The organism is Bradyrhizobium sp., assembly GCF_004799445.1.
Lineage (GTDB): Bacteria > Pseudomonadota > Alphaproteobacteria > Rhizobiales > Xanthobacteraceae > Bradyrhizobium.
The window spans coordinates 61,404-84,000 of sequence record NZ_SSNA01000169.1 but is presented as its reverse complement, the minus strand read 5'-3'; the positions used below and the strand labels follow the sequence as shown (position 1 = coordinate 84,000).

Below are 22,597 nucleotides of genomic sequence, written 5' to 3'. Positions count from 1 at the left end.
GTCGATCACGAAGTGATCGGGTGAGGGGGACTATCCGCGAGTCTGGTTTCGACGAGAGTCCCCCTCACCCCAACCCTCTAAGAGCGAGCTTCGCTCGTCTCGACCCCGCAAGCGGGGAGAGGGAGCAGCGACTGATCGCCGCTGCACCTCAACCTAAACTCATCCCGCTCTAGCTTGCCACTGCTTCGCAGCTAAATCCGTCGCCCAGGCGCCGGATTTTCCCGGTCGAGGGCGAGGGGAAATGCGCGGTGCAGCACAGCGTATCGGTGTCGCAATAGCGTTCCAGGAAATGGCGCCGCGTCGCGGCGGCCTGCGCCTGATCGACATCGAATTTGGCCGACAGGTGGGGATAGCGCGCCTGCAGCGGCGAGTGCATCAAATCGCCGCTGAAGACCGCGTCGTCCCCGCCGCGGCCGAAAGCGAACCCGACATGCCCCGGCGTATGGCCCGGCGTCGGCAGAATGCGCACATGATCGCCGATCTCGTAATCGTTGCCCACGATCTCGGCCCGCTGGGCTTCGACCACGGGCAATACGCTGTCGCCGAAGGGCGGCACCGGGGTCTTGGCGTTCTGCTCGGTCCAGTAATCAAATTCGGCCTTGCCGAACACGTAGCGCGCGTTGGGAAAGGTCGGCACCCAGCGGCCGTCCTCCAGCCGCGTGTTCCAGCCGACGTGATCGACGTGCAGGTGCGTGCACATCACGAAGTCGATATCCCCGACCGAAAAACCCGCAACTGCCAGCCCGCGCATATAGGTGTTGTCGGTCTTCATGTTCCATTTCGGGCGCAGCGGCCGCGGCTTGTCGTTGCCGATGCAGCTGTCGACCAGGATGGTGTGATGCGGTGTCCTGACGATATAGGACTGGAAGCAAAGGATCAGAACGTCATCGCCGTCGAGCGCGCCCGCCTCTCGCATCCACGGCCTGTTCGTCGCGAGCAGGTCCGGCGTCAGCGCTGGCAACAAATCCAGCGCCGGCAGGAAGGTGGTTTCCTGCTCGATGATGCGATGGATGGTGAGATCGCCGATGGCGAATTTGAGACTCATGACAGCTTCCTGGCTCAGGCCGGCGGCGGCACCGAGATCTTGACCGAAGGCCGGCTCAGCATGCGTTCGTGGAACGCGTCGAGCTTCGGATAGGCTTTGCGCCAGCCGCAGTCGGCAAAACGGAAATCGGCATAGCCGAGGACGCAAGCCAGCGCGATCTGCGCGATATCGAGCGGGCGCGACAGCATGTCGGGCTGGTTCTCAAAGCGCGCCATTCCGTTCCAGGCGCGATTCCAGTGATCGTCGGCCCATGCCTGCCAGCGCAGCGGTTCCGGCCGTACCATTTTCTCGTAGCGGCACAACAGCATGGAATCGAGCATGCCCTGCAGCAGCGAATGGTCGCTCTTGACCTTCCATCGCGTCGCGCCGGAGGCCGGAATAAGCTTTCCGCCACCGGCGAGTTCGTCGAGATATTCGACGATCACGTAGGAATCGAGGATGACGTCGCCATTGTCCAGGATCAGCACCGGCAGTTTTTTCACCGGCGTGATGCGCGAATAGTCGTCGTTGGGCTGGCCCGGCGCCACCGCCGTCGGCACGAATTCGATTTTGTCGATCAGGCCGAGTTCTATCGCGGCAATGCGGACCTTGCGGGCGAACGGCGAGGCCGGAGAGAATGTGAGTTTCATGCGAGTTTCCCTAAGCGGTACTAAAACTGAACTTCGTCATTGCGAGGAGCGAAGCGACGAAGCAATCCAGTTTTCCTCGGTACCCCTTGGATTGCTTCGCTTCGCTCGCAATGACGCCTCTATGTGCCCGCGAGGATCACGCCGCGATGATTTGCTGGCGCTGTTCGCCGAGCCCCTCGATGCCGAGCGTGACCACGTCGCCGACGTTGAGGAATTTCTGCGGCTTCATGCCCATGCCGACCCCGGGCGGCGTACCCGTCGCGATGATGTCGCCGGGCATCAAGGTCAGGATTTCCGAGAGATAGGAAACGATCTTCTTGACGCCGAAGATCATGGTTGCGGTCGAGCCGGTCTGGCAGCGCTTGCCATTGACGTCGGTCCACATCGGCAGCTTCTGCACGTCCGCGATTTCGTCCTTGGTGACCAGCCAGGGGCCGAGCGGGCCGAACGTGTCATGCGACTTGCCCTTGGTCCACTGACCGAGCCGTTCGATCTGGAAGAAACGTTCCGACACGTCGTTGCAGACGCTGTAGCCGGCCACGTAATTGAGGGCGTCGGCCTCGGAGACGTATTTGGCGCGGGTGCCGATGATGATCGCGAGTTCGCATTCCCAATCGAGCTTGGTCGAGCCGCGCGGCTTCTCGACCGCGTCGTTGGGCCCGCACAGGCTGTTGTTGGCCTTCATGAAGACGATGGGTTCGGTCGGAAGCTGCATTCCGACTTCCGCGGCATGGTCGGAATAATTCAGGCCGATGGCGATGAATTTGGGCTGGCCGCCGACCGGCGCGCCGATCCGGGGGTTGCCGCCGACGGCGGGAAGCTTGGCGGGGTCGAGGCCGGCGATCTTGGCCAGCGAGGCCGGCGAAAAGGCGTCTCCGGCGAAGTCCTGGAGGTGCGCCGACAGATCGCGCAGTTGACCCGATTTATCGACCTGGCCGGGCTTCTCCTTGCCGATTTCACCATAACGAACAAGCTTCATTTGCCATCACTCCCTGGGGCGGTTCCGTTGCTTGGATGCTTCATGGAACAGGGCGCGGTGAAATTCAACTGCTGACTGGCCGAGGCATTGCAGCCCCTCATAAGGGGCTGGCTCGGGACTACTCCTAAACGACGAATTTGAAGGCATCGCCGTCGCGGTGGATATGGCCGGCATTGAAATGCCCGCCGATCACCAGGACCGGTCGATCGGCAAAGCGCGCGAACAAATCGCGCCGGGTCGCGGTCGACTGCACGGGATCGGAATCGGCGGTCGAGGACCAGTCGAGATGCGCCATCTGGCAGGGATGGTGGGCGTCATCGCCGGTGAGCAGGCCCTCTTCGCCCGCGGATTTGATGTGCACGCTCAGATGCCCCGGACTGTGTGCCGGGGTCGGAATCAGGGTGATCTCCTCGCAAAGCCTGATGTCGCTGGCGACCAGTTCGGCCTTGCCGGCATCCATGATCGGCTTCACGGAGTCGTGAAATACCGCCGCTTTATCGGGCTCTACGCTGTGATCGCGCCAGTACTCGTCTTCGGTGCTGCCGAACACATAACGCGCATTCTCGAAGGTGGGCACCCATTGACCACCTTCGATCCGCGTGTTCCAGCCGACATGGTCAACGTGCAGATGCGTGCAGAGCACGGTGTCAATGCTGTCGGGCGGAAAGCCGGCCGCAGTCATGGTTTCGAGGAAGGGCGTTTTCCGGTTATTCCAGGTCGGCACATTGCGGCCCTCTTTGTCATTGCCAAGCCCGGTGTCGACCACGATGCGACGCGTCGGGGTTTCGACCACCAGCGCGTGGATCGACATCTTCAGGCGGCCTTCCTCCGTCGCGAAATCGGGGATCAGCCACGGCAATTTCCGGATTTCTTCATTGCTGGCCAACGGCAGGATGAATCGGGTGCTGCCGACCGTCTCCAGTTCGACGATTTTCGTGATTTGAACCCGGCCTACGGTCCAGCGCATGCGGCGTTTTCCCCTCGCGGCCAAACCGGCGCCGGCTGAACGTCAGCGCCGGCGCCGTCCGGCTTGATCTACAGCGTGCCGGGGAACGCGCCGCCGTCGAGCAGGATGTTCTGTCCGGTGATGAAGCCGGCTTTGGCGCCGCACAGAAACGCGCAGGCCAGCCCGAATTCCTCGGGCTCGCCGAAGCGGCCGGCGGGATTGAGCTTGGCGCGCTCCGCCAGCATGGCGTCGATGCTAACGCCGCGTTTCTCCGCTTCCGCCTTTGCCACCGCGCCGCGCAGCCGATCGGTATTGAACGGGCCCGGCAGCAGGGCGTTGATGGTGACGTTGTTGATCACGGTCTTGCGCGCGACGCCGGCGACAAAGCCGGTGAGGCCGGCGCGGGCGCCGTTGGACAAGCCCAGCACCTCGATCGGCGCCTTCACCGCGGCGGAGGTGATGTTGACGATGCGGCCGAACTTGCGCGCCATCATGCCGTCGACCGTGGCCTTGATCAGTTCGATCGGGGTCAGCATGTTGGCGTCGAGCGCCTTGATCCAGTCGTCGCGGGTCCAGTTGCGGAAATCGCCGGGCGGCGGCCCGCCGGCGTTGTTGACCAGGATATCCGGGTCCGGACAGGCCTTCAGCGCGGCTTCGCGGCCGGCCGGCGTGGTGATATCGCCGGATACTTCGGTCACGGTCACGCCGGGATAAAGTTTGCGAATTTCGGCGGCGGTTTTGGCGAGCGCTTCGGCGCCGCGCGCGGTCAAGGTGACATCCACGCCTTCGGCGGCGAGCGCCATGGCGCAGGCCCGTCCCAGGCCCTTGCTGGATGCGCAAACGATGGCGCGGCGGCCTTTGATCCCAAGATCCACTGTCTCACTCCCGTCGGTTCAGATGATTTTTGTTATCCGGTCCGGCCACTGTAGCCAAGCCCGCCGTCTCTGATAAGTGACCGGTTCCTGCCGAAATGCATATCAGAGGTAGTCCCAGCCTCAAATCCGCCGGTCTCTTTTCAGGCGATCGATATAGGCCACGATATCAGGGGGCAGGGACTTGAAGCCCCGCTGCCCGGCCACCGACAGCAGCGGCCGCAGCCGCGAACCTTTCAGGTAGGCTGGCTCGCGATCCAGCGGCACGAACTGCTCGAAAATCAGGACAAAACCGACGGCGACAAGACCGACGCGCACGGCGCCAAGTGCTGCGCCGGCGAGGCGATCTCCGACGCCGGTCTGCGGTCCGACGGTGTCGTCGAGCGCCATTCGCATGATTTTTCCGAGCACGATGCCTGTGACCAGAAAAATACCGAACAACAGCGGCGAGCTCTGCGTCAATGGCGAACCAAGCTTGCTGTCGGTACCTACCGAGACCAGCGACATCACCCAGACCGCGATAGGCATCGCGAACAGATAGGCCAGGATCGTCACCGCGCTGCGCAGCAATCCGGCGTTGAAGCCGCTGACGGTAGCGACAACCAATGCGAGGAACACAACTGCGTCGAAGCTGTTCATAGGCGAGAATTCTCTGCCTGTTTTGCGGTGTGGCGGGTTGGTCAACGAATCGGGTTTGCGATCCCTAAAATCGTCTGTATCAATATCTCCGCACGGCTCACCTCGCGGAGTTGGCTATGGCCGGTTTATTCGACGTCAGTAAAGAAATCATTCTTGTTACCGGCGCTTCGCAGGGGCTGGGCCGGCAATTCGCGCGCGTGCTGTCCGCGCATGGCGCTTCGGTCGCGCTGGCGGCGCGCCAGACCGCAAAACTGAAGAGCCTGGAGGACGAGATAGGCGCCAATGGCGGCCGCGCCGTCGCGGTACCAATGGACGTGACAGACATCGCCTCGATCGGCAAAGCGATCGACGCCGCCGAGGCCGCGCTCGGCCCAATCAGCGTACTGGTCAACAATGCCGGCATCGCGATTGAAAAGCTCGCGGTGGATCAGACCGAGCAGGATTGGGATTCCGTCATCAATGCCAACCTCAAGGGCGCGTATTTCGCGGCCACCGAAATGGCGCGGCGAATGATCGCGCGCCAGCAGGAAGGCAATATCGTCAATATTGCCTCGGTGCTCGGGACCGGCGTGATGAAATTTCTCTCGCCCTATGCGATCTCCAAGGCCGGCATCATCCAGGCCACCAAAGCGATGGCGCTGGAATGGGCCGGCAACCGCATCCGGGTCAATGCGCTGGCGCCGGGCTATATCGATACCGAAATCAACCACGATTTCTGGTCGACGCCCGGCGGCGAGAAACTGACCAAGCGGATTCCGCAACGCCGGGTCGGCGCCGAGTCCGATCTCGACGGCGCCATCATGCTGCTGGCCTCGACCGCCTCGCGCTACATGACCGGCAGCGTCGTTACCGTCGATGGCGGGTTTTTGCTGACGTGATGCTTCGCCCGCGTGTGACCGTCATCCTGAGGAGCGCGCCTTGCGCGCGTCTCGAAGGATGAGCCCCGGACTCGTTGGCATCCTTCGAGGCGCGCAAGAGCGCGCACCTCAGGATGACGCTGTCCTTCAATCAACCCGCGCGCAGCTCCGCCTTGATCATGTCGGCGGCCTTCTCGCCGATCATGATGGTCGGCGCGTTGGTGTTGCCGCCAATCAGGCTCGGCATGATCGAGGCATCGACGACGCGCAAGCCCTCCAGCCCGTATACCCGCAGTTTCGGATCGACCACGGCCAGGGGATCGTTGACGCCCATCCTGCAGGTGCCGACCGGGTGATAGACGGTATCGACATTCTGGCGCAGCACTTTTCGAATCTCGTCGTCGGTCTCGACACCTGCCGTGACTGCATCGGATTTTTGCAGCGCCTTGAGCGCGGGCGCGTCCAACAGCCGCTTCGTCAGCTTGAAGCCGGCGACCATGGTGTCGAGATCGGCCTCCTCGCCGAAGAAGTTCGGATCGATCGCGGGCGCGGCATGCGGATCGGCGCTTTGCAGCCAGACGCTGCCACGGCTTTTCGGGCGCAGCACGCAGACGTGGCAGGAGAAGCCGGTGCCCCAGCGCGGCTTGCGGCCATGATCGGCCACCATCGCCATGCAGAAATGCAGCTGGATGTCGGGTACGTCGAGGTCGGGCCGGGTCTTGAGGAAGCCGCCGCATTCAGCGACGTTCGACGTCATCGGCCCGCGCCGCTCGCGCCGGTATTGCGCGATACCCTTGAAGATCCGTGCGATGCCGCCGAACGAAAGGCCGGCGAAGTGCGGCGCGTCGGAGGTGAAGCCGAACACAAAATCAGGATGATCCTGCAGGTTCTGTCCGACGCCGGGCAAATGATGGGTGGTCGCGATGCCGTGTTTCGCCAGCGCGGCGCCGTCGCCAACCCCTGAAAGCATCAATAGCTGCGGGCTCTGGAACGTGCCGGAGGACAGGATCACTTCGCGGCGGGCGCGAATTTGCCGGATCTCCTTGCCCTGCCGGAATTCGACGCCGACGGCGCGCTTGCCCTCGAACAGGATGCGGGTGGCGTGCGCGTGGGTCTCGACGCGCAGATTGGCGCGGCTGGCCATGAAGGGGTGAATGTAGCCACGCGCCGCACTCCAGCGCTCGCCGTTTTTCTGCGTGAGCTGATAGGCGCCGAGACCTTCCTGCTCCTCGGCGTTGAAATCCTCGCGGATCCGGAATTGGGCCTCGCGCGCGGCCTGCAGATAGATCTCGCGCACCGGATTGTCGGTTCGCGATCCCGTGACGTGGAGCGGTCCGCCCTTGCCGTGATACGCGCCGTCGAGGTCGGAATTGTCTTCCGAACGTTTGAAATAGGGCAGCACGTCGGCATAGGACCAGCCGGTGTTGCCGAGCGAGGCCCATTGGTCGTAGTCGCTTCGGTGGCCGCGGATATAGACCATCGCGTTGATCGCGGACGAGCCGCCGAGGCCCTTGCCGCGTGGCTGATAGCCGATGCGGCCCTCGAGGCCCGCCTGCGGGACGGTGTCGAACGCCCAGTTGTTGACCTTGCCGGCCACCATCAGGATCAGCGCGCCGGGCGTCGTCACCACCCAATTGTCGTCCTTGCCGCCGGCTTCCAGGAGCGCCACCGAGGTGGCGGGATCCTCGGAGAGCCGGCTGGCCACCGCGCAGCCCCCGGAGCCGCCGCCGACGACGATGAAGTCGAATGTATCCATCACGCGTGTCCCCCCACATTTGTCATTCCGCTTTCTCGTCATTGCGAGCAGCGATTTCAGCCTCCGTCATTCCGGGTCTGCGCTTCGCGCATCCCGGAATGACGATTCGCTACGACATCCATCGCAGCAGCTTTTCCAGCCGCGCGATCTTGGCGCCATAGGGCGGATAGAGATCGGCCAGCCGGTTGAACGGCGAGCGATAGAACACCGGCTTCAGTTTGCTTAAAGTCTTGAAGCCCCATTCGCCATGATAGGCGCCGGTGCCGGACGCGCCGATGCCGCCCATCGGCTGATTGATCTGGGTGAAGTGAAACAGGCAATCATTGACGGTGACGCCCCCGGAAATGGTGCGCGCGAGCACCTCGTCGCGCGCCGCATCGTCCCTGCCGAACCAGTACAGCGCCAGCGGCCGGTCGTGCCGGTTGATATAGGAGACCGGCTCGGCGGCATCCCGGTAGCCGATGATCGGCAGCAGCGGCCCGAAGATTTCCTCCTGCATGATCGCCATGTCAGGGGTGGTGCCAACGAGGATGGTCGGCGGGAATTTGCGCTTCGATTTCCAGGCGGGATCGTCCGACTTGGCGGCTTGCATGATCCGCGCGCCCTTGGCGGCGGCGTCGGCCACGAGGCCCTCGAGCCGCGCGTAATGCCGGTCGGAGACGATGGAGGTGTAGTCGGCGTTGCCGGGATCGGTGCCGTACATCCGTCGCATGTGGCCCTGCAGCCGGTCAGCGAAATCCTGCACCTGGGCTTCCGACACCAGCGCGTAGTCCGGCGCGATGCAGGTCTGGCCGGCATTGAGCAGCTTGCCATAAGCGATGCGCTCGGCGGCCTGCCCAAGATCGGCGGAGCGGTCGACGATGGCGGGCGATTTGCCGCCGAGCTCGAGCGTGACCGGCGTCAGGTTGCGGCCCGCGGCTTCGGCGACGAGCCGGCCGACGCGGGTCGATCCGGTGAATATCAGATGATCGAATGGCAGCGATGCGAAGGCCTGCGCGATGTCGTCGTCGACAGCGGTCACTGTCATCTCGGTGGGATCGAATCTGGCCGCGATCACCTCGCGCAGCAGCGCGGAAAACCGCGGCACCAGCTCGCTCGGCTTGATCATCACGCGGTTGCCGGCGGCGAGCGCGGCCACCGCCGGCGCCAGCGTCAATTGCAGCGGGTAATTCCACGGCGCGATGATGCCGACGACGCCGAGCGGCTGCGGCATCAGCCGGTTCTTGGCGGGCATGAATTGCAGCGCGGTCGAAATTCGCTGCGGCGCCATCCATTTCTTCAGATGCCCGGCGGCATGCCTGATCTCGCCGAGCACCAGCAACGTTTCGGCGATGGTGGTTTCGGTCGCCGAGCGATGGCCGAAATCCGCCGAGATCGCCGCTTCGAAACGGCTTTCGTTGTCCGAGATCACCGCGCGCAGCCGCGCCAGGGCGTCAAGCCGCTCGGCAAGCGCGGGTGCCGGCCTCGTCCGCGTCAGTTCGAACATGGCGTGAAAGGCGTCATCCAGGGCGCGTTGCCCCGGGCTTTTCAGCGGCTGGTCCATGGCGTTTCCCTCGAGGTTTCCTGGGCGGCTTTTTGGCGTCAAGGCTCTGCTTTTATGGAACTTGTGGCAAGAGCGCCGTGGCGGGCCGGCTTATTCCGTGAAAAGCGCGATTTGGCCGATTTTTGCCGTCATAAATTCCTCAAAAGTCGCATCGCGGCCCTTTCCAAAGCAGGCGCGCGTTGGTACATACCGACCGCGACCCCGGGGCAATTGCCAAGGGTTGCCTTCTCAGGAAGCCTCCAGACGGAAACGGCGCCTCGGCGTTGGCCAGACCCGTTTCGGCATCAGGTTTTTCGGTAAGGCGCGCAACGGTTTATCGCGGGGTGGAGCAGCCCGGTAGCTCGTCAGGCTCATAACCTGAAGGTCATAGGTTCAAATCCTATCCCCGCAACCAGACACAAAGGCCCCCGAGAACATTGTTGTTTTCGGGGGCCTTTTCATTCACCGCCCGCGCTATTTCTTCCACACCGAGACCGCCGCTTTCAAAATCGTATCGCCGTAATGATCGGCGAAATCGCGCGCGGCGAGGCGAATCGCCTCGATCGAAAATCCGGTACGCCAGAGCGAGGGGTTTTCGACGATCTCCTGTTTCCAGAACTGGAACGCATGGTCGAAGCTGTCCTGGCTGCTGTAGCGGGACATATCGACGACCAGCACGAGCTTATCCGGAACGCCCCGGGTGTTCGACGGCGACCAGCCGATCAGAAACGGTCCGTCGTCACCAAATTTTGCGCCCTGTGTTTCGGCGTCGGCGATCGCCGTATCGGCGGCATATAGGTCGTAATGATCGATCGCGAAGTCGCAATCGTCCTTTTCGGCATTGGGCGAGGAGGGGTCGTCAAGCGGCCAGATTGTCAGCATCTGGTCGCTGACCGCGACCGTGCTCGGCAGGGATTTCTGCGCCTCGATCGACGCCACGAATGCGGTGCAGGTCATCAGCAGCCGGCTGCGGCTCGCCGGCGTTGGTTTGGCGCGAAACGCGACAACGCCATAGGCCCCGACGGTCGGCGGCGGGATCTCCGAACTGCGCAAGTAGGCCCGCACCGGCACCAGCTTTCGGTTGCTCGACGCCTCCTTCGTGGCGGTAGCGGAATTCGCTGCCGCTCCGCCTCCGGACGCAGCACCGGATGGAAGGGGAGGCGCATGTCCGGCCGCAGGGGCAAGCTCGGTGTCGGGCCGGCTGCCGGGCGCGGAGCCTGGGAGGACGATGTCAGCCGCCGGGCGACTGCCGTTCCAGTTGTGATGGTGATGAACGGCAACGCAGCGGCCAGACACCTCCTTTTGCCCGGGAGGACAAATCAGTGCATGGGCGCTGATAGGGCAGAAAAGACTGGCCAGCACTGCCAGCGTGAAGCGACGTAACTTTCTCTGTTCCATCGTCCGACATCCCTCACTCGAGAAGCCTTTCGTCCCGTGCTGCCGCGGCGTCGCTTATTCTCCGCCTGTTGGGCCGGTCCGGATAAAAATGGCGCCGACGGCATTGACCAGGATCAGCAGAAAAACCACCACCAGCGTCGTTCCGCCGGTCTCATTGGGCTGCAGCCAGGCAATGGCAAGGACCGATAAAACCAGTCCAACCGCCGTGAGGATCGCGTGCTTTTGCAGAAGGCCCATGGCTTGCTCTGTAAATATGACTGCTCTGTCCGCGGCTGCTCTGGCAATGACTGCTCTGTCGATGGCCGTCCGTCAGGACCTGCCACCATCACCCTCGTTCCGAAAAACCGGACCCGCGATGCGCCGTCACGGCTGCATCCGACATTTATTTCTTCCTGAAATTGCAGGCAATCCTAAGCCTCAATACCGGCTGCTGACAAGGGGCGCGGGACCATCGACGTCGCTTGCGTCGCACCGCGTGCGAGGCTGGAGCACGATCCGCGATTTCGGGAAAGTCTCGCGGCATGGGCCGCGCTATTGAGGCGGGATGTCGCGTCGGTTTGTCCGCGCCGGCCGCAAGCCCTTCACGCAGCGCCTGTTCCGCGGCGGTCGCGGTTGGCCGCCAGGTAATACAAGCGCTTGGCGTGGAGCATCTTCAGGTCGGCGCGTTTGACCACCTGTTCCAGCCGGTCGCCCGGCCGGCTGGTGGCGATCCCGGTCGAGATGCTCAGCTCGAAGTCGGGATAGTACTGGTTGTTAACCTCGATCAGCTCGGCGAGCGAGGTGAGAACGGCTTCGCCGCCGGCGGCGTCGGTGGCCGGCAGCAGGACCGCGAACTCGTCGCCGCCGATCCGCGAGACCGAGGCCGGCTTCTCGACCAGCGAGCCGAACACTTCGCCGGCCCGGCGCAACAGCGCGTCGCCGACGCCATGGCCGAGTTCGTCGTTCGCGGTCTTCAGCCCGTTGAGGTCCGCGATGATGATGGTGACCGGCTGCGGCCCCTTGCGCTCAAGCCGATTGAGCTCGTCGACATAGAACGAGCGATTCAGGGTGCGGGTCAGCACGTCATGGGTGCCGAGATATTCGAGGTAGGCTTCCGCCTTCTTGCGGGCGGTGATGTCGGTCAGCGCGACCTGCACCAGCGACCAGTCGCGTTCATGGTTGGGCAGCACGGAGAATTGCAGCAACAGATGCAGCTTGGTGCCGTCGAGCGCATAGTTCACCACCTCGCGCTGCTGGAACAGCTTGCCGTCCCACAGATCGATCAGCTGTTCGCGAAAATGCGGCTCCATCTCATCGCGGAACACGGTGGACAGGTTGCGCAGCAACGTCTCCTTGTCGGGCGCGCCGAACAGTTCGAGCGTCCGGCTGTTGACCTCGATCACGCGGATTTCGTTCATGCAGCGCGGGACGAATTCCTCATGCACGTCGGTGAAGACGCGGAAGTCCTCGACGCCGCGGGCGCGCACGTCGTCGATCAGCCGTTTCACGGAGCTGAAATCCTCCACCCACAGCGAGACCGGTGAATGGGCAAACAGGCCGAACGCGTAGTTCTCGCTGTCCGTGAGGCGGCGCCGGGCGTCTTCCCGCTCGGTCACGTCCTCGATCGCGATCATGACGCGGTCCCAGCTGTTCTCGTGACCGGGAAGGATCGTGCCGTTGAGCTGGATATCGAGACGCTCGCCGGTCAGCGCATAGTTGACCGTGTGGCTGGCGAAACTGGTTTGCCCGTTCCAGAGTTGGGCAAGCTCCTCGAGATAGCTCTTGAAGGTGTCGTCGCGCATCACCTGGCCGAGATGGGCCGTCAGATGGGCAAGGTCGCGGGCGCCGAACAGCGACAGGGTCTTGCGGTTGACCTTGAGGATACGGATGCGCTCGGAGCACTGCCGCACGCGGTCGGGGTCGGCGGCGAAGAATGCCTTGATGTCAGTGACGCCGTCGGCTCGCCACTGCTCGAACAGCGCCTTGAGCGCGCTGAAGTCCTCGATCCAGAGCGAAACCGGCGCGAGGTCGAACATTTTGGCGTCATCGTCGGGATCGGTGGCGGGCATTGATAACCGGGACGAAATGACCGAAGTCGGGTGTCACTCTACCTTTAGGGACAACTCGTTAAAAATCTCTCTGCCCCGGCTGCGCGCGGCGCGGCCGGCATGGGAATTCCGCTTGCGACAACGTCGTTGCCCAAACTGGATGCACGCCGCCGGCGCCGCGAATGAAAGCCGACCTGTTCCGCCGGCGGAACCCGCCCGCCGCCGGACAGTGGCCCGCCGTCAGTGCGACATCAGTGTCGGCACCGTCATGGACTGCAGCATGCCGCGGCTAACGCCGCCCAGGATTCGCTCCTGCAGTCGCGAATGCCCATAGCCGCCCATCACGATGAGGTCGATGTCGGCATCGGCCGCAATCGACAGGATGGCCGGCTGAATCCCTGCATTGTCCATGCTCATGCTCTCGACACGCGCGGTCAGCCCGCGCCTCGCCAGATGCGTCACCAGATCAGCCGCGCTGGCTTCCGGCGGGTTTTGCGCCTCGTTGACGCTGATGATGGTGATGGTGGCCGCATGGGCCAGAAATGGCGCGGCGTCACGAAGGGCGCGCGCCGCCAGGCGGCTGCCATCCCAGGCGATGGCGATGTGCCGGGGCTGAAACGTACCCTTGTGGGTATAGGGAATGAACAGCACCGGTCCGCCGGACATGAACAGGATTTCCTGCGGCATCGTGTTGTCGGAGGTGGTGTGATCGGGATCCGGCTGCAGGACGATGCTCAAGTCATAAAGCCGCGCCATGGCGCCGAGGGTTGCGAAGGCTTCGACGGGGACCGCGGTGAGCGCCTGGCAGCGATAGGCGATCCCGGCATTGCGCGCTTCGGTTTCGAACACCGCGATCGCGGCATTGGCGCGCGCCAATGCACGCTCACGTTCGAGATCGAACACGGCTGCCACCGCGGCGGCGCCGTCGACGGCGAGACCTATATTTGCGCTTTCAAAGCCGATCGATACCGCGTCGAGATGCGCTGAACAGTTCACTGCCAGCGAGATCGCGCTGTCGATGACCGGACGGACCTGACGTTCCGAAGGGATGTGGACCAGGAGATTTTTCAGCATGGCCGCTCTCTACGCCTGTTCTGGATGGCGCCGCGGGCTGCGGTCGCTTGATTGCTATTATTGGGCAAGAATGCCGGCGCGATTTGATCCACCTCAAACCGAACTGGCCCGCGGTCATCAATGATCTCGCATCTTTCGGCGTCGATGGATGATGACATGAACCGGACGGGGACATAAATGACGAGCTTTGACCGCAGAGAAGAAGCCTTCGAGGCGAAATTCGCACATGACGAAGAGAATGCCTTCAAGGTGCGGGCGCATGCCTTGCGAATGCTGGGACTATGGGCCGCCGACAAGCTTGGCGAGACGGGGAAGGCCGCGGAAGACTACGCGCGGTCGCTGATCGACGCCGACATCGGCGGGACGCCGGAGGCGGCCTTCAACAAGCTCGTCCTCGATCTGTCCGGTTGTGGCGTCGATGCAAAGCAAATTCGCGAAAAGCGCGATGCGCTTTTTGCTACCGCGCAACGCGCTCCCGATTGACGATTCCGCCTTGTTGATTGGCACAGGATGTCTGCTGCTACTTTTTCATTTCCATCATGTAGGCGGCGATATCCCGTGCGTCTTTGCGGCTCAGCGGCGGGTTGGGCATGGTGGCATGCGGCATGAGCAGAAACGAGGTAATCATATCGGAGGTGATGTCTTGTCTGCCTGCAATGGCTGCGAAGGAAATCGTTCGGCCGCCCTTGCCCTGAACCGGCTCGATAGCATGACACTCCGAACACCAGCGCGCCGATAGCCGCCGGCCGTTTTCGACATCCTGCGCGAGGGCGGCGCCAGTTCCGCCGAGCAGCGTCAGCGCGGCAGAAAGCTGTGTTGCCAACATGCGCATCTGATTTCCCTGGTTCCGTGCCATCGCTGACCGTCTCTCAAAGCGGTTCATCATCCACGGTCGAAGGCTCCTCCTGCAGTGAAACGAAGTCGCCCCCGCCCAAATCCTCCTCCGGAGGCGGGCAGCTGGGCACAGTGCACAGGTGATCCCGGACTTCCTTGACGCCGGCGACATTTTCGGCGGCGACGATCGAGGCTTTACGGGCGCTCTCTTTCTTGACCACGCCGCTGAGGTTCACGATTCCATCGTGGACAATAACGTTAAGTCGGCACGGCCGCCACGGAGCCTGCCCGATGGCGGCCATGACGTCACTGCGAATTCGGTCATCGGCTGCGGATGGATCCGGAATGCTGCGGGCAAGGCCGGCGACCGCGGCAAGAAAGTCCGAACGGGTGACGATGCCGACCATCCGCTCGCCGCGCATGACGGGAAGGCGCTTGACGCGGCTTGATTGCATGATCTGCACGATCCGATCGAGCGGCGTGTCCTCGGCCACGGTACGGGGATCCGGCGTCATGACCTCGCCGACCTTGCGGCCGCGCTCATGGGCAAACTCGGTCGCGATTCGATCCGCGCCGGCCAGGAAGGTCAGCCATCGGCCGCGCTTATGCTGGGTCCCGATCTCCGCTCGACGGATGAAATCACCTTCCGAAATGATGCCGATCAGCCGGCCTGCCGCGTCAACCACGGGCAGGGCGCCGATGTGATGCCGCAGCATCGTGTTGGCGGCTTCCAGGATCGTGGTATCGGCGCCGACCGTAATCACCTCCGGGGTCATGATCTGGTTCACGCGCATCGGTGGCCTCCAAGCCCGTTCTTCGAAAATGCGGGGTCAGGCTAGTTGGAAACGGACGCTGAAGGCTTGATCAGGGTCAACCACGGCTATCTCGCCAGGGAATTCCGAGCAGGTGCCGTTTGCCTTTCGGACCCGTCCGCCGACGACCGCTATAATTTGTCGGAAGCCTCGGCCTTCACCCGCGCGATGATACCGGCGGCGATCTGCATGGTGGCGCCGATCGCCCAGCTGAGAGAGATCAGGAGAGCCGTGCCGGCGCGCGCGGTTTCGTCGAGAACGATGCTGGAGACGGACACCACCGCCGCCACTGCGGCGAGGAAAGTGCCGGCCGCGCTCAGTAACTCCACGATGTCCGCCCTGCTGCCCAGCCCGTGCTGCAGCGGCAGGTGCATGCGGTGATCGGCCGGGGCCTGGGGCAGATCGATTCCGAGATAGAAGCCGGCGGCTCCGTAGAGCATCATGGCGAACACGGCCGCAGCTGAACCGATCAGGTCGATGTCGGCTCTTCCGACATGCGCGGCAACGAACAGGCCGCATGAGGCTCCGGTCAAAGCGAGCCCGATCCGTTCAAGGACGTGCGCCCACCTGCTGAAGGCGGAGCGGGTATGCCATGGGTCGCTGTGTTTGATCATGTGATCTGGGTACCAAACCAACCTGGCCGATTGTTGACCAAGATCAAGCGGAGGGGAAGATCTGTCCGGTTCGGGCGTGCGATCACCCGGAAGCCAATCCCGCCCGGCCTCATTCCTTCTTTTGCCCGGATAGTTCCACGACTTTGCGCCAGCGCTCGGTTTCGACGGCGAGCATCGCGCCGAACTGGCTGGCATTGCCGGCGATCGGAACGGCGCCGAGCTCGCCGAGCCGCTGCTGGATGACGGGATCGGCGAGCGCCGCGTTGATTTCCCTGTTCAGGAGATCGACGATTTGCTGCGGCGTGCCGCGCGGGGCGCCGACGCCGTAGAATGAACTGGTTTCGAACCCGGCGAGCGTGTCTCCGATCGGCGGCACCTCCGGCAGCGTTTCCGATCGCTCCTTCGTGGTCACGCCGAGCGCACGTAGCTTTGCCGACCGCACCAGTTCGAATGAGGATGTCACATTGTCGAACATGCCCTGGATCTGGCCGGCCATGACGTCGGACAGGCCCGGCGCCGAGCCGCGATAGGGCACGTGAACGAACTCGATCCCGGCCATCGCCTTGAACAATTCGCCGGACAGATGAAGCGAGGTGCCGATACCCGATGAAGCAATGCTGAGTTTGCCCGGATTGGCTTTGGCGTAGGCGATAAATTCCGCGACGCTGCGGACGGGCAGGTCGTTGTTGACCACCAGCACCAGCGGAATGCGGGCGACGCCCGCGACCGGCACGATGTCCTTGGCGAAATCATAGGGCAGCGAGGGATCGAACGAGGCGTTGATGGCGTTGGCGGTGCTCGTCAGCAACAAAGTATATCCGTCCGGCGGCGAACTGATGACGGCCTGGGTGCCGATATTGCTGCCGGCGCCCGGCTTGTTTTCAACAATGAACGGCTGGCCCATCCGCTCGGACAGGCGCTGGCAGATCAAGCGGGAAAGCACATCGGTGGCGCCGCCTGCGGTGTAGGGGACCACCCATCGCACGGGATGCGACGGATAGGAGTCGGCCCGCGCCGACGCCAGCGGTCCGATGCCGAGCCACACCACCCCGGCCTGGGCCACGGAACGCAGCAAGGCTCGCCTGCCGATCATGGCGGCCTCTCGATAATGGGGATCGGCAGACATCGCTGGAATCCGGTTGGCCCGCACGGCGTGCCATCATCGCGGTAAAATTCATGCGCGTCCATAAGGGCTTATGGCCGCAGATGGCGCAGTTTGAGCCGATCGATGGCGCTGAAACGGGCAGCTGACCCGGCGCCGCCTTGCTTAAGATACGTTAACCAATTTGGGCGGATAATCGCATCAACGATTCCAGAAGGAGTTCGCGATGTCCAAATTTGCGATTGGCGAGAGGGTCGATAAAGCTGCCGACGACCATGAAGGCGGCGTCATCATCGCCGTGTTTCCAACCACGGACGGCAATTTTCGCTATGCCGTCGATATGGAAGGCTATGGCGCGCTGCAGTTTTTCGCGGAAGAGAAGCTGGTCGTCCACGCCAACTAGTCCTCGGCGGAAAATCGTCGACGAACCCATCCGCCATCGAACGGAGGGGTTTTCCGTTCCTGCGGGCTGACAACCGCGACGCCACCTTTAACCGTGCCGATTAACGCCTGGTCAGGCCGACGCGGGTTATACATTGCGCCCGATCAACAAGTATTCGGCCATGAACGCAGGCGTCATTGAGCAACCGACAGGCAGCCCGCGGCCGCGGGGCAAACCGTCGGCCGCCAAGAGCTGGCTGAAGGCCATTGAGCTCACCTCCCGCATCGAGGCCAACCCCGATCGATTGTTCGCGGACGTTGTCGAGGATTGGGCGGCTCGACAGCCGGAGCGGCCCGGCCTGATATCGGACATTGAGACGTTCAGCTACCGGACGCTGGCCGACCGGGTGAACCGCTATGCCCGCTGGGCATTGGCCGCAGGGATCGGCGCCGGCGATACCGTTTGCCTGTTCATGCCGGGCCGTCCGGACTACATCGCCGCCTGGCTCGGCATCACCAAGGTCGGCGGTGTCGCGGCGCTCATCAATACCAAACTGGTAGGGTCGTCGCTGTCGCACTGCATCAACGTCGCGGCCGCGGACCACATCATTCTCGGCCATGATCTCGCAACGGTATTTGAGACGGCACGGCCTGATTTGAAGCGGGCGCCGAAAATCTGGCTGCACGGCGGTATCGCGAGCGAAGCAGGCATTGATGCGGCTCTGGATCGACTGGACGGCAGTCCCCTGACGCCAGCCGAGCGAGGTGGGGTCACCATCAACGATCGGGCGCTGTTGATCTACACGTCGGGGACGACCGGCCTGCCGAAGGCCGCCAGCGTCAGTCACCGGCGCATCCTGAACTGGGGCGGCTGGTTTGCCGGATTGACCGGCGCCTCGCCCGAAGACCGGTTGTTCGATTGCCTGCCGCTGTTTCACAGCGTCGGCGGCGTGGTCGCGCCATGCAGCATGCTGACCGCGGGAGCATCGGTGGTGCTATCGGACAAATTCTCGGCCGGAGCCTTTTGGCGCGATATCGTACGCTGGGATTGCACCCTGTTCCAGTATATCGGCGAGCTTTGCCGGTATTTTCTGAAAGCGCCTGTGTCCGAATTCGAGACCCGGCATCGGCTTCGACTCGCCTGCGGCAACGGTCTGCGCGGCGATATCTGGGAAGCCTTTCAGTCGCGGTTTTCGATTCCGCAAATACTTGAATTCTACGCGGCGACCGAAGGCAATTTCTCGCTCTACAATGTGGAAGGCAAGCCGGGCGCGATTGGCCGGATTCCGCCGTTGCTGGCGCATCGCTTTCCGGCGGCGATCGTTCGGGTCGATGCCGAGCTTGGCGTTCCCGTGCGCTCCGCGGACGGTCTGTGTGTCGCTTGCGCCCGCGGCGAGGTCGGCGAAGCCATCGGGCGGATCGGAAGCGCCGATGACGGTGGCGGCCGTTTCGAGGGTTACACCAACGCGGCCGAAACCGAAAAGAAAGTGCTGCGCGACGTGCTCGCCAAAGGCGACGCCTGGTTTCGCACCGGCGACCTGATGACGCTCGACGACGCCGGCTTTTTCCATTTCGTCGACCGGATCGGCGATACTTTCCGCTGGAAAGGCGAGAACGTCGCGACCTCCGAAGTGAACGAGGCGGTCGCCGATTGCCCGGGCGTGGTCGACGCCACCACCTACGGCGTCACCGTCCCGGGCGCCGATGGCCGCGCCGGAATGGTTGCGATCGTGACCGACGACCGCTTTGATTTCGGGAAATTCAGGGATCATCTCGCGCGCCGGCTGCCGGCCTATGCCTGCCCGGTTTTCGTCCGTCTTTGCACGGCACTCGACAGCACCGAAACCTTCAAGCAAAAAAAGCAGGACCTGATCCGCGCCGGGTTCGACCCAGGCCGCATCGCGGATCCGCTGTTCTTCAGAGATCCCAAGTCCGGCGCTTTTGTTCCGATCGATGCTGCCTGTTATGCGCGGATATCGGAAGCAGCGATCCGGTTGTAAGGCGCCTATATGGCTATCAGAAAGCTGGCGCCTGAGTCGCACGCAATGCATTCATAGGTGCGCAAGTCGATGTTAGGACCGCTCGGTTCTATCAGAGTCAACTTCATCCACCTGTCGCATGTGGGGCACGGCAGCTCGGTGGTTTGAAAATGGCTGCAGCTTGGCGGCGGAGGCGTGATTTTCATCGTTGCCCAATTTCTGAAGTAGCGAGCCCTGTTTGATCGTCTTGGCCGCGGGCGGCTCGGATTAGACGGAAAATGCGATGCGTTCGACCGGAATCTTGATGGTCCAAACCGTGCCATGACCGGAGTCGACGATGGCGCTTCCGCGCACCTGTTGGACAAGTCGCCGCACCAATCCCAGTCCATGCCGCTTGCTTTCGGCTTTGGCGATGAAGCCCGTGCCGTCGTCACTGATGGTTATGGTCGCGTTATCGCCCTCGGCGCGGCGGACCGACACGACAATTGAGCCTTTGCCGCCGGGGAAAGCGTGGTCATAACTGTTGGTGACCACCTCGGCGACGACGATGCCAAGCGCGGTCACCACATCGAGATCGAGGGCGATCGCATCGCTCTCGCAAGCAAGCGTGACGCTACCGATCGGCGCCGCCTGAATTTCCGCGAGATTGACGCAGAGTGACTTTACGTAGCTGCCGAAATCGGTCGTTCGCGTCATCTCGTTTCCGAGCAGATGGTCATACACCTGCGCCAGGGTCGAAACCCGGCGCGAGATCGCCTTGATGCCGCGTTGCCCGAGCGTGTCCGGCGTGTCGTCCAATTGCTTGCTCAGCATCCCGTAAACCAGTTGCAGATTGTTCCGTACCCGGTGCTGCAGCTCCTCGGCCAGCACCTTCTTCTGCTCCAGCAACCGATCCTTCTCCTGAACAAGGACCTTCATCCGGTCGATGGTGTGCTGCAGGAGGCGCGTTCGCGCGGATGTCGCGACAGCCTCCGCTAGGACATTGGCAAAGCCCGTCAGAAAATCGACGTCGTGCTGATCGTAATCATGTTGTTCGTTATTATCGATCTCGAGCACGCCGTAAGGCTGTTCGTCGCTGCCCTTGATGATGACGTCGATGGTCGAGACGATGCCGTGCTCGGCATAGAAAGGCGGCAGCTCGAAGTCGTTGTCATTGCGCAAATCGTTGCAGATCGATGGTTTGCCGGTAATAAAGGCGCGCCCCTGCGGCGAGGTGACGTCGGCGCGCGAGACGACATTTCCAATGACGCCAGCGTGCCAGCCGTAGCCGGCCTCAATGAGGAGATCGTTCTCCCTTTCGCGGTAGTGGCACACCTTGGAAAACGGCACGCTGAGGCATTCGGCACAGACTCGCGCCGCTTCCGTCAGGACTTTCAATACGTCGTTCTCGCGAAGGGCAAAGCTGCCGAAGTGGGCAACCGCGGCCTGCTGGCGAAGAAGCTTGCGGACCTGTGTGGCGTTTGTGCCGTTGTTCTTCATGAGAGGGCCGCCTGGCTCGCTGCCGCCGGGTTCAGCACTTGGAACCCTTGAGGAAACGGAGGCCGCGCTTTGCCGGTGGCGACGATCTCGGCAACGATTGCGAGGCCGCGCAGCAGATCGGCGGAGCGATAGGGTTTGGCAAGGCAGGCGTCGCCGTGGATCAGAGCGACCTGTGACATGTTGCCGGTGACGTAAAGGATACCGGGCCTGTCACGGGCTGCCAGTTGAACTGCGACGTCGGTTCCGAGCCCGCCGTCGGCCAGCCTTAGATCGAGCATGACAAGGTCAGGTTCGGAATGCCGTGCGAGCGCGACGGCTTCGGCGACGGTGCGGGCGATGCCGCTTATCTCGTAACCGTGTTCGACGAGGATCTCCTCCGCGAAATCCGCCAGCATGAGATCGTCTTCAACAATCAAGACCTTGAGCACGCTTTGCCCTCCAGCCTGCGGCCCGATTGAAATCGGAGCGGCGGCTTGTGAAGAGAAAATCCGATCTTTCTTTACGCAGCAGTCCACGTGCCGGTCGTCGCACGGGCGCCAAACCAAAACTTCTGAATTTGGGGGTGGAGCGCACGAGACCGCGGCTGCACCAATCCAATCAACTGCCCTGTGAATGGTTCCCCGACGCCATGTCTGCTTCAGCGGAGCATGTCCGGCTGTGCTGTCGAGTGAGCAATATTGATCACAATGAAGCAGGCGGTCTTGATCGCACCGAGGCAGGGCCAGCGGTCACATGCCGTAAATGGCGAGTTCGGTGTCGGCCAGATCGCCGAGCCGGGGTCGGTGCGGGCCCTTGAAATATTTGCGGCCGCGCGCCTCGCTGTAGACGCCGGGCAAGCCTGCCACCGCGCCGTTGGCGTCGACGATGACGATCGGCTTTCCCCGCCACAGCAGATGGCGCCCGATCGCGCCTGCGCATTTGACGTAGTCGGCGGTGCTGCGGCAATAACCGAGCTGCATGGCGGGCAGGGGGATGATCCCGCGGCGCTTTCGCAGCGAGAAAAAAATGAAGGGAAGGGCTTCGTCGGCGGTGCTGCATACCAGACTGAGGCAGCCATATTCGGCGTGGCGCTTGAGCATCGCCAGCTCCGCATCCGCCAGGCCCGCGACGAAGGTCGTGTCCTGCGTGACGGTTTCGACCGTGATGCCGCGCCCGCCTCGCGTGAGAGCCGGAACCGAGAAATAGAGGCCGCGGCAATAGGGCACAAAGCCCTGTGCCTCGAGGATCGGCCACGTCGCCACCGCCGGCGTGACGTTGAAATAGGTGACCTCCTTGCGTTTTTGGGTCATCGACGCAAACAGCGCCGCATAGTTGCGGAATGCCGGATCGACATACCAGCTCGACACGTTGCAGCACGCTGTGGCTTCACCGTCGATGATCTTGCTCGAATAGATCAACAGCAGGCAGCCGACCGGCACGCCCTGATGCTCCAGCAGGTAACCGTAGCGCGGCGCGCCCGGGGGCAGAGCCCGCGCACCCTGATAATGGAGGCCACGCATCCAGTATTCGCGGCTGCGGTGCACGAAGCCCCTGGTCAGCAGCTCGCCGATCGCGTCAAGATCGCTCTCCAGTATTTCGCGAAAATGCGGTTTGACGGCGAGCATGATGTTTACCAAGGACGTAAAAGATCGCGGAAAAGAGGGTTTTATTTC

At 62.8% G+C, this 22,597-nt stretch carries 23 protein-coding genes and 1 tRNA gene; 5 read left to right on the top strand and 19 right to left on the bottom strand.

The window, feature by feature from the left end:
- Positions 1-169: 169 nt before the first annotated feature.
- The 6 genes from E8A46_RS22105 to E8A46_RS22080 form a co-directional block, all read right to left on the bottom strand.
- Complete coding sequence (locus tag E8A46_RS22105; RefSeq protein WP_291565831.1) at positions 170-1,045, bottom strand: MBL fold metallo-hydrolase; 876 nt, start codon at positions 1,043-1,045, stop codon at positions 170-172.
- Between the two features lie 14 nt (positions 1,046-1,059).
- Positions 1,060-1,674, bottom strand: coding sequence for a glutathione S-transferase family protein (locus tag E8A46_RS22100; protein ID WP_291565829.1), 615 nt, complete (start codon positions 1,672-1,674; stop codon positions 1,060-1,062).
- A 136-nt stretch (positions 1,675-1,810) separates the two neighbouring features.
- The gene (locus E8A46_RS22095) at positions 1,811-2,653 is read right to left on the bottom strand and encodes a fumarylacetoacetate hydrolase family protein (protein WP_291565827.1); all 843 of its coding nucleotides are present in this window, start codon (positions 2,651-2,653) and stop codon (positions 1,811-1,813) included.
- A gap of 124 nt (positions 2,654-2,777) precedes the next feature.
- Entirely contained in the window at positions 2,778-3,620 is an 843-nt protein-coding gene (locus E8A46_RS22090; protein ID WP_291565825.1) for an MBL fold metallo-hydrolase, read from the bottom strand.
- Between the two features lie 68 nt (positions 3,621-3,688).
- Complete coding sequence (locus E8A46_RS22085; protein WP_291565824.1) at positions 3,689-4,474, bottom strand: SDR family oxidoreductase; 786 nt, start codon at positions 4,472-4,474, stop codon at positions 3,689-3,691.
- A 120-nt stretch (positions 4,475-4,594) separates the two neighbouring features.
- Positions 4,595-5,110: a CvpA family protein gene (locus E8A46_RS22080; protein ID WP_291565822.1), complete on the bottom strand. Its 516-nt coding sequence runs from the start codon at positions 5,108-5,110 to the stop codon at positions 4,595-4,597.
- Positions 5,111-5,226: 116 nt separating this feature from the next.
- Here E8A46_RS22080 and E8A46_RS22075 point away from each other — a divergent pair, with 116 nt between their 5' ends.
- The gene (locus E8A46_RS22075) at positions 5,227-5,988 is read left to right on the top strand and encodes an SDR family oxidoreductase (protein WP_291565820.1); all 762 of its coding nucleotides are present in this window, start codon (positions 5,227-5,229) and stop codon (positions 5,986-5,988) included.
- Positions 5,989-6,118: 130 nt separating this feature from the next.
- Here the strand turns inward: E8A46_RS22075 and E8A46_RS22070 are convergent, their stop codons facing one another.
- Both E8A46_RS22070 and E8A46_RS22065 read right to left on the bottom strand, forming a co-directional pair.
- Positions 6,119-7,726, bottom strand: coding sequence for a choline dehydrogenase (locus E8A46_RS22070; protein WP_291565819.1), 1,608 nt, complete (start codon positions 7,724-7,726; stop codon positions 6,119-6,121).
- A gap of 106 nt (positions 7,727-7,832) precedes the next feature.
- Positions 7,833-9,266 carry a coniferyl aldehyde dehydrogenase gene (locus E8A46_RS22065; RefSeq protein ID WP_291565817.1) on the bottom strand — a complete coding sequence of 478 codons (1,434 nt, stop codon included), beginning with the start codon at positions 9,264-9,266 and terminating at the stop codon, positions 7,833-7,835.
- A 317-nt stretch (positions 9,267-9,583) separates the two neighbouring features.
- Between E8A46_RS22065 and E8A46_RS22060 the strand changes: the two genes are divergently transcribed.
- Positions 9,584-9,660: transfer RNA gene (locus E8A46_RS22060), tRNA-Met, on the top strand.
- Between the two features lie 59 nt (positions 9,661-9,719).
- On the opposite strand, the gene E8A46_RS22055 is transcribed toward E8A46_RS22060, so the two are convergent.
- From E8A46_RS22055 to E8A46_RS22040, 4 genes are all read right to left on the bottom strand, one after another.
- Entirely contained in the window at positions 9,720-10,310 is a 591-nt protein-coding gene (locus E8A46_RS22055) for a hypothetical protein (protein WP_291565816.1), read from the bottom strand.
- Positions 10,311-10,697: 387 nt separating this feature from the next.
- Complete coding sequence (locus tag E8A46_RS22050; RefSeq protein ID WP_291565814.1) at positions 10,698-10,880, bottom strand: hypothetical protein; 183 nt, start codon at positions 10,878-10,880, stop codon at positions 10,698-10,700.
- Positions 10,881-11,224: 344 nt separating this feature from the next.
- Complete coding sequence (locus E8A46_RS22045) at positions 11,225-12,691, bottom strand: sensor domain-containing diguanylate cyclase (RefSeq protein ID WP_291565812.1); 1,467 nt, start codon at positions 12,689-12,691, stop codon at positions 11,225-11,227.
- A 219-nt stretch (positions 12,692-12,910) separates the two neighbouring features.
- Complete coding sequence (locus E8A46_RS22040) at positions 12,911-13,744, bottom strand: universal stress protein (protein WP_291565810.1); 834 nt, start codon at positions 13,742-13,744, stop codon at positions 12,911-12,913.
- A gap of 177 nt (positions 13,745-13,921) precedes the next feature.
- On the opposite strand from E8A46_RS22040, the gene E8A46_RS22035 reads away from it, so the two are divergent.
- A complete protein-coding gene (locus E8A46_RS22035; RefSeq protein WP_291565809.1) occupies positions 13,922-14,227 on the top strand; it encodes a DUF1476 domain-containing protein in 306 nt (101 codons plus the stop codon).
- Between the two features lie 37 nt (positions 14,228-14,264).
- Here E8A46_RS22035 and E8A46_RS22030 read toward each other — a convergent pair whose 3' ends face one another.
- The 4 genes from E8A46_RS22030 to E8A46_RS22015 form a co-directional block, all read right to left on the bottom strand.
- Positions 14,265-14,576, bottom strand: a complete 312-nt coding sequence (locus tag E8A46_RS22030; protein ID WP_291565807.1) for a c-type cytochrome — start codon at positions 14,574-14,576, stop codon at positions 14,265-14,267.
- Between the two features lie 37 nt (positions 14,577-14,613).
- Entirely contained in the window at positions 14,614-15,372 is a 759-nt protein-coding gene (locus E8A46_RS22025; RefSeq protein WP_291565805.1) for a CBS domain-containing protein, read from the bottom strand.
- A gap of 149 nt (positions 15,373-15,521) precedes the next feature.
- Complete coding sequence (locus tag E8A46_RS22020; protein ID WP_291565803.1) at positions 15,522-16,004, bottom strand: hypothetical protein; 483 nt, start codon at positions 16,002-16,004, stop codon at positions 15,522-15,524.
- Between the two features lie 109 nt (positions 16,005-16,113).
- Complete coding sequence (locus tag E8A46_RS22015; RefSeq protein WP_291565801.1) at positions 16,114-17,097, bottom strand: tripartite tricarboxylate transporter substrate binding protein; 984 nt, start codon at positions 17,095-17,097, stop codon at positions 16,114-16,116.
- A gap of 235 nt (positions 17,098-17,332) precedes the next feature.
- Here E8A46_RS22015 and E8A46_RS22010 point away from each other — a divergent pair, with 235 nt between their 5' ends.
- Together E8A46_RS22010 and E8A46_RS22005 are read left to right on the top strand one after the other, a co-directional pair.
- Entirely contained in the window at positions 17,333-17,509 is a 177-nt protein-coding gene (locus E8A46_RS22010) for a hypothetical protein (protein WP_291565799.1), read from the top strand.
- Between the two features lie 160 nt (positions 17,510-17,669).
- A complete protein-coding gene (locus E8A46_RS22005) occupies positions 17,670-19,487 on the top strand; it encodes a long-chain-acyl-CoA synthetase (protein WP_291565796.1) in 1,818 nt (605 codons plus the stop codon).
- A gap of 246 nt (positions 19,488-19,733) precedes the next feature.
- Here the strand turns inward: E8A46_RS22005 and E8A46_RS22000 are convergent, their stop codons facing one another.
- From E8A46_RS22000 to E8A46_RS21990, 3 genes are all read right to left on the bottom strand, one after another.
- Positions 19,734-20,945: a histidine kinase dimerization/phosphoacceptor domain -containing protein gene (locus E8A46_RS22000; protein WP_291565794.1), complete on the bottom strand. Its 1,212-nt coding sequence runs from the start codon at positions 20,943-20,945 to the stop codon at positions 19,734-19,736.
- A complete protein-coding gene (locus E8A46_RS21995; protein ID WP_291565792.1) occupies positions 20,942-21,490 on the bottom strand; it encodes a response regulator in 549 nt (182 codons plus the stop codon). The genes E8A46_RS22000 and E8A46_RS21995 overlap by 4 nt, the downstream gene beginning before the upstream one ends.
- Positions 21,491-21,673: 183 nt before the next feature.
- The gene (locus tag E8A46_RS21990) at positions 21,674-22,549 is read right to left on the bottom strand and encodes an acyl-CoA acyltransferase (protein ID WP_291565791.1); all 876 of its coding nucleotides are present in this window, start codon (positions 22,547-22,549) and stop codon (positions 21,674-21,676) included.
- Between the last annotated feature and the right edge of the window lie 48 nt (positions 22,550-22,597).